The following is a 15,259-nucleotide window of genomic DNA, read 5'->3' as shown; positions in this document are numbered from 1 at the left end:
AGGCTGGTTCAGGCAGGCCCGGAGCGGGAACAAAGAGCGGTGATGGGTCGGATCACCATGACGCTGCTGGCCTGGCTGGCGGGGGTCGCCCTCGTGGTCGGCTGTTACGTCCTGCTCGGGGTCGTGTTCCCCGAGGGGCTGCCCGGCGTCGCGCGCATGCTCACCGCGGTCCTGCTCGTCAACGTCTCGATCGGCGGCCTGCTGCTGCTCCTGCGCACCCGGCCCGGCGAGGACCCGGGCGAGGAGGACGGCGGCAGCGGTGGAGGCGGCGGCGGTGGCGGCAGCGAGCCGTGGCCGTGGCGCTGGCCCACGGGCGACGGCGGATCCGCGCTGCGGATCCCCGACTACGTGCCCGAAGAGTGGGTGCCGCAGCAACCGCTCGAGCGGTAGCGCGCTCGCGGCGGCGGTCGCGTCGGCGCGGGCGAACGACGGGCATCGATGGCGCGTGAGCGGTTCGCGCGCCGCGGGCCGCGCGGCGAAAGGGGGCGACGTGTTCGACCTTAAGCTCGTATGGCGAGGTTCAAGTCGATCACGTGCCGGTCCGAAAAGCGAACCGACTCGCCGCGCGCTCGGCGCGGCGGCCCGGGCCCGTGCGACGGCCGCGAGCCAGGCGGGTCAGCCCTCCTCGGACTGCAGTTCTTTGACGCGCCCCTCGAGCTGGGCCATCACGTCGGGGTCGCGCAGCGTGGTCACGTCGCCCAGCTCGCGGCCTTCGGCGATGTCGCGCAGCAGGCGGCGCATGATCTTGCCCGAGCGGGTCTTGGGGAGGTCGTCGGACCAGATGATGCGCTTGGGGCGGGCGAGCTTGCCGATGCGCTGGGCGACGTGGTCGCGGATCTCGCCGACGAGCTCGTCGGAGCCCTCGAGGTCGCCCTCCAACGTGACGAACGCGGCGACCGACTGGCCGGTGTCCTCGTCGGTCTGGCCGATGACGGCGGCCTCGGCCACCTTCGGATGGGAGACGATCGCGGACTCGATCTCGGCGGTCGACATCCGGTGCCCGGAGACGTTGAGCACGTCGTCGACGCGGCCGATGACCCAGAAGTAGCCGTCGTCGTCCTCGCGGGAGGCGTCGCCGACGAAGTAGGTACGGGGCCCGAACTTCTCCCAGTAGGTGGAGATGAAGCGGTCGTCGTCCTTGTACAGCGTGCGCAGCATCCCGGGCCACGGCTGGGTCAGCGTGAGCAGGCCCTGCGTGTCGCGCTCCACCTCCTCGCCGGTGGCCTCGTCGACCACCCGGGCGGCGATGCCCGGCAGCGGGGTCCCGGCCGAGCCGGGCTTGGTGAACTGCGCGCCCGGGAGCGTGGTGATCATGATCCCGCCGGTCTCGGTCTGCCACCACGTGTCGACGATCGGGCAGGTCCCGCCGCCGATCACCTCGTGGTACCACAGCCACGCCTTCGGGTTGATCGGCTCGCCGACCGTGCCCAGCAGCCGCAGCTTGCTCAGGTCGTGCGCCGCCGGGTACTGCTCGCCCCACTTCATGCAGGCGCGGATCGCCGTGGGCGCGGTGTAGAAGAGCGTGACGCCGAACTCCTCGCACAGCGCCCACCAGATGTCCTTGTCGGGGTAGTCGGGCGCGCCCTCGTACATCACCGACGTGGCGCCGTTGGCCAGCGGCCCGTAGACGATGTAGGTGTGCCCGGTGATCCAGCCGACGTCGGCCGAGCACCAGTACACGTCCTGCGCCGCCTGCAGATCGAAGACGTGCTGGTGGGTCCACGACGCCTGCGTCAGATAGCCGCCGGTCGTGTGCAGGATGCCCTTCGGCTTGGCCGTCGAGCCCGACGAGTACAGGATGAACAGCGGGTGCTCGGCGTCCAGCTGCGCGGGCTCGCAGACCGCGTCGGCCGCCTCCAGCGCCTCGTCGTAGAACACGTCACCGTCGCCCATCGGGCAGTCGATGCCCGTGTGGCGCACGACGAACGTCGTCTCCACGTCGATCCCGGCCGCGTCGACGGCCTGCTTGATCGGCGCCGTCTTGCCCTTGCGCCGCGCGCCGTCGACGGTGACCAGCGCCTTGGCGTCGGAGAACTCCATCCGCTCCTTGACCGACTCCGGCGAGAACCCGCCGAAGACGACGTTGTGCGGCGCCCCGATCCGCGCGCAGGCCAGCATCGCCACCACGCACTCGGGGATCATCGGCAGGAAGATCCCGACCACGTCGCCGGCGCCGATGCCCCGCTCCAGCATCGCGTTGGCGAAGCGCTGCACGTCGGCCAGCAGGTCGGCGTAGGTCACGTCGCGCGACTCGCCCTCCTCGCCGCGCCAGTGGAAGGCCACGCGATCGCCGTTCCCGGCGTCCACATGGCGGTCCAGGCAGTTCACCGACGCGTTCAGCGTCCCGTCGGTGAACCACTGGTAGAACGGCGGATCGCTGTCGTCCAGCGCCACCGTCGGCTCGCTGAACCAGGACAGGGACTTGGCCTGCTCCAGCCACCACGCCGGCGGATCGGCCGCCGCCGCCTCGTGCACCGACGAATCAGAGATCAGGGCATGGCCGGCGAAGTCCTCCGGTGGATCGAACCGCTCGACCTCCAGCAGCTCGCCCAGCCGACCCTCCAGATCCGATGCCATGCCCCGCTCTCCTTTCGTCTCAGTGCCCTGACGGCATCATGCCTGGGACGGGGTTGCGACGCGGTTGCGGTCGCCCGCCGGCGCCGGGGTCAGCGGCGTCGAGCCCTCCGCTCCCAGACCTGTCTCCGAGCGCACGTACAGCTCGTCGAAGCTGCGCTCGTTGGCCTCGGGCTTGGACAGCATCGTGCCCAGCCAGCAGGCCAGGAAGCCCAGCGGGATCGAGATGATCCCCGGGTTGGCCAGGTCGTAGAAGGACAGCGCGCCGCCCTCGGAGTCCGGTCCCGGCCACACCTTCGGGCTGATCAGCACGAGCCCGATCGAGGCGATCACGCCGGTGAACACGCCCGTGACCGCGCCGGTGGTGTTGAACCGCCGCCAGCTCAGCGCCAGCAGCAGGGCCGGGAACGTCGCGCTGGCCGCCACGGCGAAGGCCAGGCCGACCATGAACGAGACGTTCAGCTCCTTGCCGCCCCCGATGGCGATCAGGATCGCGATCACGCCGATGCCCGCGGCCGCGATGCGCGCCACCAGCACCTCCTCGTGCTCGGAGTCCTGGCCCTTGCGCACGACGTTGGACCACAGGTCGTGGGCCACCGCGCCCGAGGCGCTGATGACCAGGCCCGCGACCACCGCCAGGATCGTCGCGAACGCGACCGCGGCGACCAGCGCCAGCAGCGCGTCGCCACCGACCGAGCCCTCGCCGCCGCCCAGGAACTGGGCCAGGTTCGGCGCGGCCAGGTTGGCGCCCGCGCCCGCGGCCTCGACGCCGCCCTCACCGAGGAAGGCGCGCGCGCCGAACCCCAGGGCCGTGGTCATGATGTAGAAGGCGCCGATCAGGCAGACCGCCCACAGCACCGAGATGCGCGCCGCCTTGGCGTCGGGCACCGTGAAGAAGCGCATCAGGATGTGCGGCAGCCCCGCGGTGCCCAGCACCAGCGCCAGCCCCAGCGAGACCGTGTCGATCGGGCTCGTGTAGAGCGCGCCCGGTGACAGCGAGAAGGTGCCGTCGCCCGCCGCGCCCTCGGCCCGGTTGAACAGCTCGACCGGATTCCAGCCGACGCGGTTGAGCACGAGGATCGTCAGCCCCAGGGCGGCCGCCATCAGCATGACCGCCTTGATGATCTGCACCCACGTGGTGGCGATCATGCCGCCGAAGATCACGTAGGTGAGCATGAACACCCCGGTGATCAGGATGGCCAGGTTGTAGTCCAACCCGACCAGCGCCGAGATCAGCGCGCCCGCGCCGACCATCTGCGCGATCAGGTAGAACGCCGCCACGGCCAGCGTGCCGGTCGCCGCGGCGACGCGCGCGGGCCGTTCGCGCAGCCGGAAGGCCAGCACGTCGGCGATCGTGTACTTGCCGGCGTTGCGCATGCGCTCGGCCAGCAGGAACAGCACGGTCAGGAAGGCGACGAGGAAGCCGACGGAGTACAGGAACCCGTCGAACCCGTACAGGTAGATGAGCCCGGCGATGCCCAGGAACGAGGCCGCCGACATGTAGTCGCCGGCGATCGCGAACCCGTTCTGCGCGCCGCTGATGCCGCGTCCGGCGGCCCAGAAGTCGGTCGCGCTCTTCGTGCGCTTGGAGGCCCAGTAGGTGATGCCCAGCGTGATCGCCACGACGGCGGCGAAGATCGAGATCGCCTCGACGTTGACGGCGGCCAGCGGCGCGCTCATGGGACGTCCTCCTCGCGCACGAAGCGCTCAGCACGCGAGGCGGCCTGCGCATCGACGTCGCGCTGGGCCTGCTCGGCCGCGGCGATGCGCAGCGGATCGAACTCGCGGGCGGACTTGCGGATGTACCAGGCGGCCAGCACCCAGACCATCGCGAACTGCGTCAGCGCCAGCAGATAGCCGACGGTGAAGCCCTGGTAGATCGACTCGCCCATGAAGTCCGGCGCATAGCCGGCCAGCACGATGAAGCCGAGGTACCAGGCCAGGAAGAAGATGGTCGCGGGCACGACGAACCGCCGTCGCCTCCCGACCAGCTCGCGGAACTCGGGAGCGCGTTCGACGGCCTTCCAATCGACGCGCTGCCCCCCGGCAGACACGGACATTCCTGCTCCTCCCCTCAGAGGACAGTGGACGTCAGATGTCGTACCCGAGCCGCGCTGCGATGATGTGGCGCTCTATGGACGTCCCTGAAGACGCATTCGTCGCGATCATCGAAATCCCCAAGGGGAGCCGCAACAAGTACGAGTACGACCACGAGCTGCACGCGATCAAGCTCGATCGCTTCCTGTTCAGCTCGATGGTGTATCCGACCGACTACGGCTTCATTCCCGACACCCTCAGCCGTGACGGCGACCCACTTGACGTGATGGTCCCCGTCAGCGAGCCGACGTTCCCCGGCTGCCGCATCCTGGTCAAGCCGATCGCCCTCTTCCGCATGGAGGACGACATGGGCGTCGACGACAAGGTGCTGGCGGTCCCGCTGGAGGACCCGGGCTGGAACCACCTGGAGGTCCTCGAGGACCTGGCCCAGCAGCTGCAGGACGAGATCGCCCACTTCTTCTCGGTCTACAAGGACCTCGAGCTCAAGCAGGTCAAGGTCGACGGCTGGTACTCCCGGGAGGACGCGCTCGAGGAGATCGCCGCCTCGCGCAAGCGCTTCCGCGAGGGCGCGCCCGACGGGGAGGGCGTCAGCCGGTAGCGGCGCGCGCGACGTCGGCCACGCTGGCCAGCGCGACGACGGCGCAGCACGCGGCGAACACGACGACCGGCCGGGAGCGGATCCGCTGCAGCGGGGACATGGCGCCACAATTCGGCGCTGCGACGGGAACCCCTCGTAGGATGTGCAGGGTGCTGAGTCCCCGTCAGGAGCTGCTCCTGAGCAAGGTCGTCGAGGCCTACCTCGAGGGCGGCCAGCCGATCGGCTCCAAGGCCCTGGCCGCCGATCCGGGCGTCGCCTTCGGACCCTCGACCGTCCGCAACGAGCTGGCCATGCTCGAGGAGCGGGGCCTGCTCGCCCACCCGCACACCTCCGCGGGCCGGGTGCCCACCGACGCCGGCTACCGCTACTTCGTCGATCGCTTGGTCAAGCGGCCCGAGGTGTCGCTCGAGCTGAGCCTGATCCGCCGTGAGGTCGACGAGGCGATGCGGGCGACCAGCGAGACGCTCTCGCAGGTCACCAACCTGCTGGCGATCGTCTCCGCGCCCCCGATCGAGACGGCGACGATCCGCCACGTCGAGGTGCTCCTGCTGCAGCCGCAGGTGCTGATGGTCGTGGTGATCACCTCGACCGGCGGGGTGACCAAGCGCGTCTTCACCTACGAGCGGCCGGTCGACTCGGGCCTGGTCGCCTGGGCGGGGGAGTACCTCAACGAGCAGCTCGTCGGCCTCGGGCTGGGGGCGCGCTCGCTCTCGCGGCGGCTGACCGATCCCGACCTGGGCCTGGTCGAGCGCGCGTTCCTGGCCGGCCTGGCCCCCGCGTTCACCGAGCTCGTCGACACCGCCGGGCAGACGCTGTACATGGACGGCGCCACGCGACTGCTGTCGGAGAACCGGGTCCAGGACGTGGTGCAGATCAACTCGCTGATGAGCATGCTCGAGCAGCGCGTGACCCTGCTGGGCGTGTTGGCTACCGCGCTCTCGACCCCCGACGTGCTCGTGCGCATCGGCGCGGAGAACGAGCTCCCCGAGCTGCGTTCGCTGGCCATGGTCGCCGCCGGCTACGGCCTGCCGTCGCGCCCGCTGGGCGCCGTGTCGCTGCTCGGCCCGGTGCGCATGGACTACGGCGTGGCCATCGCCACCGTGCGCGAGGCCTCGCGGCAGCTGTCGCGGTTCGTCAGCGACGTGTACGACGACCACTAACGTCAGACGAACATGCCGCGGGATCCCTACGAGGTGCTCGGCGTCCCGCGCGACGCCGACGAGACGCAGATCAAGAAGTCCTTCCGCCGCCTGGCGCGCGAGCTGCATCCCGACGTCAACTCGTCCGAGACCGCCGAGGAGGACTTCAAGGAGGCCGCCGAGGCCTACGAGGTGCTGTCCGACGCCGAGCGCCGCGCGACCTTCGACCGCTACGGCTGGGACGGGCTGCGCAGCGGCGGCTACGCGCCGCAGGACTTCTCCGGCTTCGGCTCGCTGAGCGACATCTTCGACGCGTTCTTCGGTGGCGGGGGCGGCGGCGGTCGTTCCGGGCCGATGCAGGGCGGCGACGTCGGCGTGTCCGTCGACATCGAGCTGCTCGCCGCGGCGCAGGGCACCAGCGTCGACGTCAGCTTCGACGCGATCACCCGGTGTGAGCACTGCCACGGCAACGGCGCCGAGCCGGGCACGCCGATCCAGACCTGTGAGCGCTGCGGCGGCCAGGGTCGCCTGCAGGCGGTCACGCGCACGCCGTTCGGCCAGGTCATGCGCACCGTCGAATGCGACGTGTGCGGTGGCGACGGGCGCGTCGCCGAGGTGCCCTGCGCGGTCTGCAAGGGCCGCGGGCGCGAGGTGCAGCGCCGCACGCTGAGCGTCGACATCCCCGCGGGCATCTCCGATGGGCAGCGCATCCGCCTGGCCGGCCGCGGCCACGAGGGCGAGCGCGGCGGGCCGGCCGGCGACCTGTACGTCCAGGTGCGCGTGCGCGAGCACGAGCGCTTCGTGCGCGACGGCGACGACCTGGTGACCGTGCTCGACCTGCCGGCGCCGCTGGCCGCGCTGGGCACGCACGTCCAGGTGCCGCTGCTGGAGGGCGAGCACGCGCTGGAGATCCCCGCCGGCACGCAGCCGGGCGAGACGCTGCTGGTGCGCGGCCAGGGCATGCCGCCGCTGCGCCGCGGCCGCAACGGCGACCTGCGCGTGATCGTCAACGTGGTCATCCCGCGGCGGCTGAACAAGCGCCAGAAGGAGCTGCTGCGCGAGCTGTCGGACTCGCTGGAGCCGGAGAACCTCGCCTCCGAGGAGTCGATGTTCACCAAGCTGCGCCGCTCGATCTTCGCCACGTGACCCCGACCGGATGATCCGCCTGGCTGTCCGCGTCGCGCGCGAGCACGCGGAGATCGCGCTGGCCGAGCTGCTCGTCCTGGCGCCGGGTGGGGTGGAGGAGGTCGAGCATCCCGACGGCGTGGTCGAGTACGCGATCTACGGCGCCGAGGGCGAGCTCCCGGATCTGGGCGAGGTGCAGGCGGCCGCCGGCGACGCGCTGGTCGACGTCTCCTCCAGCGTGGTCGGCGACGACTGGTCGGAGCGCTGGCGCGAGTTCCACCGGCCCTTGCGCATCGGGACCCACGCAGCGCTGCGCCTGCGCGCGCCCTGGCACGAGCCCACGCCCGCGGGCGAGCTGGAGGTCGTGATCGACCCGGGCCAGGCGTTCGGCACCGGCATGCACCCGACCACGCGGCTGTGCCTGGAGCTCCTGCTCGAGCTGCCGCGGCCGACCGCCGACCCGGTCGCGGTCGTGGATCTGGGCTGCGGCTCGGGCGTGCTGGCCATCGCCGCCGCCAAGCTCGGCTTCGCGCCGGTCGACGGCTACGACCACGAGGTCGAGTCGGTCGCCGCGACGATCGAGAACGCGCAGGTCAACGGGGTCGCCGTGGGCGCGACCCGCTGGGACCTGCGCACGGACCCGGTCCCGCACGCGCCGCTCGTGCTGGCCAACCTGCTGCGCCCGCTCCTGCTCGAGCTCGCCGTCCGCCAGGACGCGCGGCCCGACGTGCTGATCGCCTCCGGCCTGCTCGCGCACGAGGCCGACGAGGTCGCCGCGGCGTTCTCCGGCATGCTCGAAGCCGATCGTCGCGAGCTGGACGGCTGGGCCGCATTGTTGCTGCGCGCCATCTAGATTTCGGCGCCGCGATGACGCACAAGCTGCACCCGCTGGCGATCGTCAAGGCGTCGCTGGTCATCTACCGCGTCCATTGGTGGCGGCTGATCGCCTCGGCGGTCGTCGTGTTCGCGCCCGTGGCCGTGCTCGACGCGCTGCTGGAGGACGTCCACTCCGACCACGTGATCCTCGGCGCCTTCCTGCAGCTGACCGACGGGCTGCTCGAGCTGCTCGGCGCCGTGCTCTACGCCGGCCTGGTCACCGCGGCGGTCATCGCCTGGCGCTCGGGCGGCGAGCACGAGGGCCCGCTGAAGGTCGCGCGCCATCTGCCCTGGAAGACGCTGGCGTTGCTGGATCTGCTGATCCCGCTGATCATCGTCGTCGGGATCATCCTGCTCGTGGTGCCCGGCATCCTGGCCGCGGTCTACCTGTCGCTGGCGCCCGCGTTCGCCGAGATCGACCGCACGAAGATGCGCGAGTCGATGCGCCGCAGCATCCGCGCCGTACGCGGCTCGTTCTGGCGGGTGCTCCTGGTCTACCTGGTCCTCGTGGTGGCCGCCGGCGCCGTCCAGCAGCTGCTGCAGGACGCGGTCGACCACACGGTCGGCAGCATCCTCGCGGTCATCCTGGTGCAGGCGATCTTCGCCCCGTTCTACGGCCTGGCCATCGCCACGATCACCTTCGACCGCCGGGACGCCGACCCCACGCTGTCGGAGGGTTAGCCTTCAGGCCATGGCCTGGAACGTCGTCATCGCCGGTGGAGGGTTCGGGGGGCTGTACGCGGCCCGCACGCTCGAGCGCGCCCTGCCCAAGCAGAGCGCCCGCATCACGCTGGTCAACGACGTGAACTTCATGCTCTACACGCCGCTGCTGCCCGGCGCGGCCGCGGGCACGCTGGAGCCGCGCCACGTCGTGGTGCCGCTGCGCGAGGAGCTGCGCACCGCCGATCTGCGCCTGGGCTCGGTCGTCGGCGCCTCGCCCGACCGGCGGCTGCTGCACGTGCAGCAGCCCGAGGGCGGCGTCGAGGACCTGCACTACGACCACCTGATCGTGGCGCTCGGCTCGATCACCCGCGTCTTCCCGATCCCCGGCCTGGCCGAGCACGGCATGGGCTTCAAGACGCTGCCCGAGGCGATCGCGCTGCGCAACCGGCTGCTGCGCTGCTTCGAGATCGCCGAGAACATGGAGGACGGGCGCGAGCGCGAGGCCTACCTGACCTTCGTGTTCGTCGGCGCGGGCTACGCGGGCGTCGAGGGGCTGGCCGAGCTGCAGGACTTCGCCGCCGACGCGATCTCGCTGTACCCGCGCTGCCGCACCAGCGGGACGCGGTTCATCCTCGTCGAGGCGCAGGGCCGGATCATGCAGGAGATTCCGCAGTCGCTCGCGCAGTTCGCCACGCGAGAGCTGCTCGGCCGGGGCATCGAGGTGCGCACCGACACCACGCTGGACGAGGTGCAGGCCGACTCGGTGCTGCTGTCCACGGGCGAGCGCGTCCCCACGCGCACCGTGGCCTGGACGGCGGGCGTGAAGGCCCACCCGGTGGTGGCCAACCTGGGCCTGCCGCTGGGCGCGGCGGGGCGCATCGAGGTCGACTCCTACTGCCAGGTCAAGGGCTACGACAACGTGTGGGCGATCGGCGACGCCGCCGCGGTGCCCGACCACGCGCAGAAGTACCAGAAGCCCACCCCGCCGACGGCCCAGCACGCGATGCGCCAGGGCCGCACCGCCGCGCACAACGTGGCCGCCGCGCTCGGCGCCGGCCATCGCAAGCGCAAGTTCACCTACAAGACGCTGGGCGTGTTCGTCGACATGGGCCGCAATCAGGCCGTCGCGCAGACCTTCTTCATCCGCTGGCGCGGCCTGCCCGCGTGGTTCTTGGCCCGCACCTACCACGTGCTGCTGATGCCGGGCAACAAGCGGCGCGCGCGGTTGATCACCGACTGGACGATCGGCCTGTTCTTCGGGCGTGACGCGTCCGAGCTGGGCATGCTCGGCCACCCGCCCGGGCTGCAGGCGCAGAGCTCGGGCGGCACCGGCGAGTCCGGCGAGCCGATCGAGAGCGACGGGTTCGGGGCCCGCTCGACCGACCTGGCCGACGAGACCGGTCTCACCGGCGCGTCGGACTCCGCGCCGGTTCTGTAGGCGCGTCCGTTGTCCTCCTCGACCCGGATGCCGGGTCGGAGCGGACAACGGCCCTCCGCGGGGAGCTAGGTCTACCGCGTCTGGGGAGCCTCGCCCCGCCCGCGGCCGATCGCCGTCGGGAAGGCTGGCGGCCATGACGAGAGGGACCTCACTCGCGCTGGCGCTGGCGATCGGCACGGTCGCCCTGCCCGCCACCGCCGTGGCCGCAGCACCGACGGACCTCGCGGTCGGCCCGGTCGCCGACCCGATTCCCACCGGCCAGGCCGGCCGCTACGGCCTGCGGCTGAAGGCGACGGTGGTCAACGCGGGCGCGGCAGCGGCCGATCCGGCGCTGCTGCGCTTCGCGCTGTCCAAGGACCGCCGGCTGGACGCCGACGATCCGCGCGTGCCGCTGGTGCGCGTCGAGGCCCTGGCCGCGGACGGCCAGGACACCGTGCAGACGCGCTGGGCGGTGCCGCGCAGCGTCGAGGCCGGGATCTACCACGTGCTGGCCTGCGTGGCGGACCGCTGTGGCGTGGCCGGCGAGACGGTCGCGGTGACCGAGCCCGGCGGCGACACGACCGCCGAGGCGGGGGAGACGGCGCCAGGCGCCACCGCGACGCCCTACCCGCCCCGCAACCAGTGGTTCCCGGAGGTGGCCAAGCTCGACGTGTCCGCGCCCACCGACTGCCCGGCCTCGCTGCACGGGCAGGGCGACGGCCGCTGCGTGTGGGTCACCACGTCCAAGGACCTGCGGGCCGGCTGGGAGGACCGCCGCAACCGGTCGGACTTCTGGTACTGCCCCACGGACCACCCGTATCCGTTCGAGGTCGCGCTGGGCTTCGACCCGCTGTGGCGCAACGTCGGCGCGGAGTCCACCGCGGTGGTCGAGACGGTCGCGGCGAAACGGTGGACGGGCTACCGGAGCATCACCGGCCGCGACTACTACCCGTCCTACGGCGGCTCGTCCAACCGCGGCGAGCGCGGCTACGTGAGCATCGAGTTCACGACGCACGTCCTGGCCTCGAACGCCTGGGCCCACCGGGTGGAGTACCTGTGCTCCAGCAAGCACGCGACCTCGATGCTGCCATGAGGACGCGGCTGACCCTGGTGGCGCTCGCGGTCGCGTGCGCGGCGCCGGCCGCCGCGTCCGGCGCGTCGGGGGGCGATCTGGAGATCCGCGCGGTGGCCGATCCGGTGCCCACCGGCCAGGCCGGGCACTACGGCCTGCGCCTGAAGGCGACCGTCGCCAACGCCGGCGAGGGCGCCGCCGCGGCCGATCGGGTGCGCTTCGTGCTCTCGGAGGATCGCCGCCTGGACCGCTCCGACGAGCGGCTGGCGTCCGGGCGCACCGACGCGCTGGCCCCGGGTGAGCGCGACGTGGTGACCGACCAGGCCGCGATCGGCCCGCGGGTCGAGGCCGGGATCTACCACGTGATCGCCTGCGTCGAGGACGACTGCCGCACGGCGGACGAGACCGTGGCGGTCACCGAGCCGGGCGGCGAGACGACCGCGCAGGCCGGCCAGAGCGCACCGGGCGCCACCGCCGCGCCGAGCGCGCCGCGGGAGGAGTACTTCCCGGAGCTGGGCGGCATGAAGACCTCGGCGGCCGAGGGGTGCCCCGCCTCGCTGCACGGGCAGGGCGACGGGCGCTGCGTGTGGGTGACGACCGCGCCGTTTCGCGCCGACACGTCCGACCCGAGCTTCGGGCGGGAGCGCAACGACTTCTGGCACTGCCCGAAGGACTACCCGTATCCGTTCGAGGTGGCGCTGGGCTTCGATCCGCTGTGGCGCAACACCAGCGTGCGGGCCGACGCGACGGTCGAGACCGTGGCGGCCAAGCGCTGGACGCTCTACCGCAGCCTCACCGGGCGCGACTACTACCCGTCCTACGGCGGCTCGTACAACCGGGGCGAGCGCGGCTACCTGAGCATCCAGTTCCGCGCCGACGCGCTGGCCAGGACCAACTGGACCCAGCGCGCCGAGTACCTCTGCTCCAGCGCACGCGCCTCCTCGATGTTGCCCTAGACGGCCCGGTCGGCGTCGCCGGCGACGCCAATTGCGTCCAACCGGTGAATGCCGACCGACAGGGTCCTACCATGTGGGTACGCGAATGGCAGAGCTCACAGACCGCGTGAAGGACGATCTCGCCGCCGCGCGGAAGGCGGGAGAACGCGAGCGCGTCTCCACGCTGATCCTGATCCTCAGCGAGCTGCAGAAGGCCGCCAAGGAGGGCAGCGACGACGAGGTCGCCGTCCTGCGGCGCGAGCGCAAGCGGCGCCAGGAGGCGGCGCGGGCGTTCACGGACGGCGGTCGTCCGGAGCTGGCCGAGGCCGAAGCGGCCGAGGCCGCCCTGATCGAGGGCTACCTGCCGGTCGAGCTGTCCGACGAGCAGCTGCGCGAGATCGTCGCGGCGGCGGTGGAGCGCAGCGGCGCCACCTCGCCGAAGGAGATGGGCAAGGTCATGCCGCTGGTCATGGCAGAGGTTGCCGGTCGGGCCGACGGCCGGCGCGTATCGCAGCACGTCAAGGAGGCACTTTCCCCCGCATGAAAACCACGATCGAGCTCCCCAACGCCGTCGCCGCCGAGCTGGCCGGCACCGAGGACGCGGTCCTCAAGGCGCTCAAGGGTCACCTCGAGTGCGAGCTCTTCCTGCGCGGGAACGTGGTGACGCTCGAAGGTGAGCCCAAAGCCGTGGAGGCCGCGGCGCAGGTCGTGCGGGAGATGGCCGAGCTGGTCCGCCAGGGCCACGAGATCGGCCCGGGGACCATCGACGCGGTGACGGGCGCGCTGGACGCGCACGAGTCGCCCGCGCGGATCCTCGAGGACGTCGTGTGGCGCCACCGCTCGACGAAGGTCGCCCCCAAGTCGGTCAACCAGAAGCGCTACGTCGACTCGATCCGGCGCAACACGATCACCTTCGGCATCGGCCCCGCCGGCACCGGCAAGACGTGGCTGGCCGTGGCGATGGCCGCGGCCGCGCTGCAGCGCCGCGAGGTCAACCGCGTGATCCTCACGCGCCCGGCCGTCGAGGCGGGCGAGCGGCTCGGCTTCCTGCCCGGCGACCTGATGGCCAAGATCGACCCGTACCTGCGCCCGCTGTTCGACGCGCTGCAGGACATGCTCGACGCCGAGAAGGTCTCCCAGGCGCTGGAGCGCGGGCAGATCGAGGTGGCTCCGCTGGCCTTCATGCGCGGCCGCACGCTGAACGACAGCTTCATCATCCTCGACGAGGCGCAGAACACCACGCCCGAGCAGATGAAGATGTTCCTCACGCGCTTGGGCTTCGGCTCCAAGATGGTCATCACCGGCGACATCACGCAGGTCGACCTGCCGCGCGAGCATCAGTCCGGCCTGATCGTCGTCTCCGACATCCTGCAGGAGGTCGAAGGCGTCGAGTTCGTCCGCTTCGGCGGGGCCGACGTCGTCCGCCACAAGCTCGTCCAGCGGATCGTCGAGGCCTACGACGAGCACGCCGTCGGGAAGACGTCCGCACCCACCCAGTTGCGCCGTGCTGGAAGTTGAGGTCCTGGGCATGGCGGCCATCGCGCCGGCCGAGGTCGAACGCCTCGTGGCCATCTCGCTCGCCTCGGCGGGCATCGAGGATGGGCACGTCGCGGTGGACTTCGTCGACGAGGACCGCATCCGCGACCTCAACCGCGAGCACCGCGACAAGGACTCGCCCACCGACGTGCTCTCGTTCCCGATCGACGAGGAGGAGGACTTCTCCGGTCCCGTCGACTCGCGCGAGCTGGGCGATGTGGTGATCTGCCCCGAGCACACGGAGGACCTGCGCGAGGCGGTCATCCACGGCACGCTGCACCTCGTGGGGATGGACCACGAGACCGACGACGGCGAGATGCTCGCGCTCCAGCGCGAGCTCCTGTCGTGGTAGCCCCGCCTGAGCCGCCCGCGACCCGTTCGGGCTTCATCGCGCTGGCCGGACGGCCCAACGTCGGCAAGTCGACGCTGGTCAACGGCATCGTCGGCCGCAAGGTGTCGATCGTCTCCGACAAGCCGCAGACCACGCGGCGGGCCATCCGCGGCGTGGCCACCGGCGAGGACTGGCAGCTCGTGCTGGTCGATCTGCCCGGCGTCCAGCGCCCGCGCGACGCGCTGACCGAGCGCATGCAGCGCCGCGTCGAGCGCGAGCTGGACGACTCCGACGGCGCGCTGATGGTGCTCAACGGCGAGCAGGGCGTCGGCCCGGGCGACCGCTTCATCGCGTCCGCCCTGCGCAACACGAAGGTCCCGGTGATCATCGCCGTCAACAAGGTCGACCGACTGGACAAGCAGCACACGGTGGTCGCGCTGTCCGAGGCCGCCGATCTGGAGGTCGGCGACGAGATCTATCCGGTCAGCGCCCGCACCGGGCTGGGCATGGCGCCGCTGATCGAGCGCCTGACCGCGATGCTGCCCGCCGGCCCGTTCTTCTACGACGCCGCGGAGGGCTCCGACCAGTCGCGCGACGTCCTGCTGGCCGAGCTGATCCGCGAGCAGGTGCTCAAGCGGACCTTCCAGGAGGTCCCGCACGCCGTCGAGGCGGTCATCGAGGAGATCGAGTGGCCGCGCAACGACCTGGCCATCGTCAACGCGCTGCTGTGGGTCGAGACCGACTCCCAGAAGGGCATCGTCATCGGGTCCGGCGGCAAGATGATCAAGTCGATCGGCAGCGCCGCCCGCCGCGAGCTGGAACGCGAGCTCGGCGCCAAGGTGCACCTCGACCTCTCCGTCCGCGTGCGCCGCTCCTGGCGCGCCGACGAGGGGCTGCTGGACCGCCTGGGCATCGAGTAAACGGTCGCGATCAGC

16 protein-coding genes are annotated in these 15,259 nt (G+C 71.6%); 13 read left to right on the top strand and 3 right to left on the bottom strand.

The window, feature by feature from the left end:
• Nucleotides 1–42: 42 nt before the first annotated feature.
• Complete coding sequence (locus ACZ5UI_RS11980; protein WP_464197417.1) at nt 43–390, top strand: hypothetical protein; 348 nt, start codon at nt 43–45, stop codon at nt 388–390.
• Nucleotides 391–615: 225 nt separating this feature from the next.
• Here the strand turns inward: ACZ5UI_RS11980 and acs are convergent, their stop codons facing one another.
• From acs to ACZ5UI_RS11965, 3 genes are read right to left on the bottom strand one after another with little or no spacing between them, the layout of a single operon-like run.
• Nucleotides 616–2,577, bottom strand: a complete 1,962-nt coding sequence (acs, locus tag ACZ5UI_RS11975; protein ID WP_464197416.1) for an acetate--CoA ligase — start codon at nt 2,575–2,577, stop codon at nt 616–618.
• 36 nt (nt 2,578–2,613) lie between these two features.
• Complete coding sequence (locus ACZ5UI_RS11970) at nt 2,614–4,254, bottom strand: solute symporter family protein (RefSeq protein ID WP_464197415.1); 1,641 nt, start codon at nt 4,252–4,254, stop codon at nt 2,614–2,616.
• Nucleotides 4,251–4,634, bottom strand: coding sequence for a DUF485 domain-containing protein (locus tag ACZ5UI_RS11965; RefSeq protein ID WP_464197414.1), 384 nt, complete (start codon nt 4,632–4,634; stop codon nt 4,251–4,253). Before ACZ5UI_RS11965 ends, ACZ5UI_RS11970 begins: the two co-directional genes overlap by 4 nt.
• A gap of 74 nt (nt 4,635–4,708) precedes the next feature.
• Here ACZ5UI_RS11965 and ACZ5UI_RS11960 point away from each other — a divergent pair, with 74 nt between their 5' ends.
• From ACZ5UI_RS11960 to era, 12 genes are all read left to right on the top strand, one after another.
• Nucleotides 4,709–5,230 (top strand): inorganic diphosphatase, encoded by a 522-nt coding sequence (locus ACZ5UI_RS11960; protein WP_464197413.1) that lies wholly within the window; start codon nt 4,709–4,711, stop codon nt 5,228–5,230.
• A gap of 149 nt (nt 5,231–5,379) precedes the next feature.
• Entirely contained in the window at nt 5,380–6,390 is a 1,011-nt protein-coding gene (gene hrcA / locus ACZ5UI_RS11955; RefSeq protein ID WP_464197412.1) for a heat-inducible transcriptional repressor HrcA, read from the top strand.
• Nucleotides 6,391–6,402: 12 nt separating this feature from the next.
• Nucleotides 6,403–7,515 carry a molecular chaperone DnaJ gene (gene dnaJ, locus ACZ5UI_RS11950; protein ID WP_464197411.1) on the top strand — a complete coding sequence of 371 codons (1,113 nt, stop codon included), beginning with the start codon at nt 6,403–6,405 and terminating at the stop codon, nt 7,513–7,515.
• Between the two features lie 10 nt (nt 7,516–7,525).
• A complete protein-coding gene (locus tag ACZ5UI_RS11945; RefSeq protein ID WP_464197410.1) occupies nt 7,526–8,347 on the top strand; it encodes a 50S ribosomal protein L11 methyltransferase in 822 nt (273 codons plus the stop codon).
• A gap of 14 nt (nt 8,348–8,361) precedes the next feature.
• Entirely contained in the window at nt 8,362–9,051 is a 690-nt protein-coding gene (locus ACZ5UI_RS11940; protein WP_464197409.1) for a hypothetical protein, read from the top strand.
• Nucleotides 9,052–9,061: 10 nt separating this feature from the next.
• The gene (locus tag ACZ5UI_RS11935; protein ID WP_464197408.1) at nt 9,062–10,471 is read left to right on the top strand and encodes an NAD(P)/FAD-dependent oxidoreductase; all 1,410 of its coding nucleotides are present in this window, start codon (nt 9,062–9,064) and stop codon (nt 10,469–10,471) included.
• Nucleotides 10,472–10,604: 133 nt separating this feature from the next.
• Entirely contained in the window at nt 10,605–11,543 is a 939-nt protein-coding gene (locus ACZ5UI_RS11930) for a hypothetical protein (RefSeq protein WP_464197407.1), read from the top strand.
• Complete coding sequence (locus tag ACZ5UI_RS11925) at nt 11,540–12,478, top strand: hypothetical protein (RefSeq protein WP_464197406.1); 939 nt, start codon at nt 11,540–11,542, stop codon at nt 12,476–12,478. Before ACZ5UI_RS11930 ends, ACZ5UI_RS11925 begins: the two co-directional genes overlap by 4 nt.
• 85 nt (nt 12,479–12,563) lie before the next feature.
• Nucleotides 12,564–13,001, top strand: a complete 438-nt coding sequence (locus ACZ5UI_RS11920) for a GatB/YqeY domain-containing protein (RefSeq protein ID WP_464197405.1) — start codon at nt 12,564–12,566, stop codon at nt 12,999–13,001.
• The gene (locus ACZ5UI_RS11915; RefSeq protein WP_464197404.1) at nt 12,998–13,975 is read left to right on the top strand and encodes a PhoH family protein; all 978 of its coding nucleotides are present in this window, start codon (nt 12,998–13,000) and stop codon (nt 13,973–13,975) included. Before ACZ5UI_RS11920 ends, ACZ5UI_RS11915 begins: the two co-directional genes overlap by 4 nt.
• 10 nt (nt 13,976–13,985) lie before the next feature.
• Nucleotides 13,986–14,345 (top strand): rRNA maturation RNase YbeY, encoded by a 360-nt coding sequence (gene ybeY, locus ACZ5UI_RS11910; protein ID WP_464197403.1) that lies wholly within the window; start codon nt 13,986–13,988, stop codon nt 14,343–14,345.
• Nucleotides 14,339–15,244 (top strand): GTPase Era, encoded by a 906-nt coding sequence (gene era, locus ACZ5UI_RS11905; RefSeq protein ID WP_464197402.1) that lies wholly within the window; start codon nt 14,339–14,341, stop codon nt 15,242–15,244. The genes ybeY and era overlap by 7 nt, the downstream gene beginning before the upstream one ends.
• Nucleotides 15,245–15,259: the final 15 nt, after the last annotated feature.

The organism is Conexibacter sp. JCM 18997 (assembly GCF_055391915.1).
This window is presented reverse-complemented; position numbering and strand designations above follow the sequence as displayed.

What these genes read in the sequence shown, in the direction of transcription:
- ACZ5UI_RS11930 (WP_464197407.1), top strand. Translation starts at nt 10,605, where the DNA reads ATGACGAGAGGGACCTCACTCGCGCTGGCGCTGGCGATCGGCACGGTC.
- ACZ5UI_RS11970 (WP_464197415.1), bottom strand. Translation starts at nt 4,254, where the DNA reads ATGAGCGCGCCGCTGGCCGCCGTCAACGTCGAGGCGATCTCGATCTTC.
- acs (WP_464197416.1), bottom strand. Translation starts at nt 2,577, where the DNA reads ATGGCATCGGATCTGGAGGGTCGGCTGGGCGAGCTGCTGGAGGTCGAG.
- ACZ5UI_RS11940 (WP_464197409.1), top strand. Translation starts at nt 8,362, where the DNA reads ATGACGCACAAGCTGCACCCGCTGGCGATCGTCAAGGCGTCGCTGGTC.
- ACZ5UI_RS11920 (WP_464197405.1), top strand. Translation starts at nt 12,564, where the DNA reads ATGGCAGAGCTCACAGACCGCGTGAAGGACGATCTCGCCGCCGCGCGG.
- ACZ5UI_RS11980 (WP_464197417.1), top strand. Translation starts at nt 43, where the DNA reads ATGGGTCGGATCACCATGACGCTGCTGGCCTGGCTGGCGGGGGTCGCC.
- ACZ5UI_RS11965 (WP_464197414.1), bottom strand. Translation starts at nt 4,634, where the DNA reads ATGTCCGTGTCTGCCGGGGGGCAGCGCGTCGATTGGAAGGCCGTCGAA.
- ACZ5UI_RS11915 (WP_464197404.1), top strand. Translation starts at nt 12,998, where the DNA reads ATGAAAACCACGATCGAGCTCCCCAACGCCGTCGCCGCCGAGCTGGCC.
- ybeY (WP_464197403.1), top strand. Translation starts at nt 13,986, where the DNA reads ATGGCGGCCATCGCGCCGGCCGAGGTCGAACGCCTCGTGGCCATCTCG.
- ACZ5UI_RS11945 (WP_464197410.1), top strand. Translation starts at nt 7,526, where the DNA reads ATGATCCGCCTGGCTGTCCGCGTCGCGCGCGAGCACGCGGAGATCGCG.
- ACZ5UI_RS11935 (WP_464197408.1), top strand. Translation starts at nt 9,062, where the DNA reads ATGGCCTGGAACGTCGTCATCGCCGGTGGAGGGTTCGGGGGGCTGTAC.
- dnaJ (WP_464197411.1), top strand. Translation starts at nt 6,403, where the DNA reads ATGCCGCGGGATCCCTACGAGGTGCTCGGCGTCCCGCGCGACGCCGAC.
- ACZ5UI_RS11960 (WP_464197413.1), top strand. Translation starts at nt 4,709, where the DNA reads ATGGACGTCCCTGAAGACGCATTCGTCGCGATCATCGAAATCCCCAAG.
- ACZ5UI_RS11925 (WP_464197406.1), top strand. Translation starts at nt 11,540, where the DNA reads ATGAGGACGCGGCTGACCCTGGTGGCGCTCGCGGTCGCGTGCGCGGCG.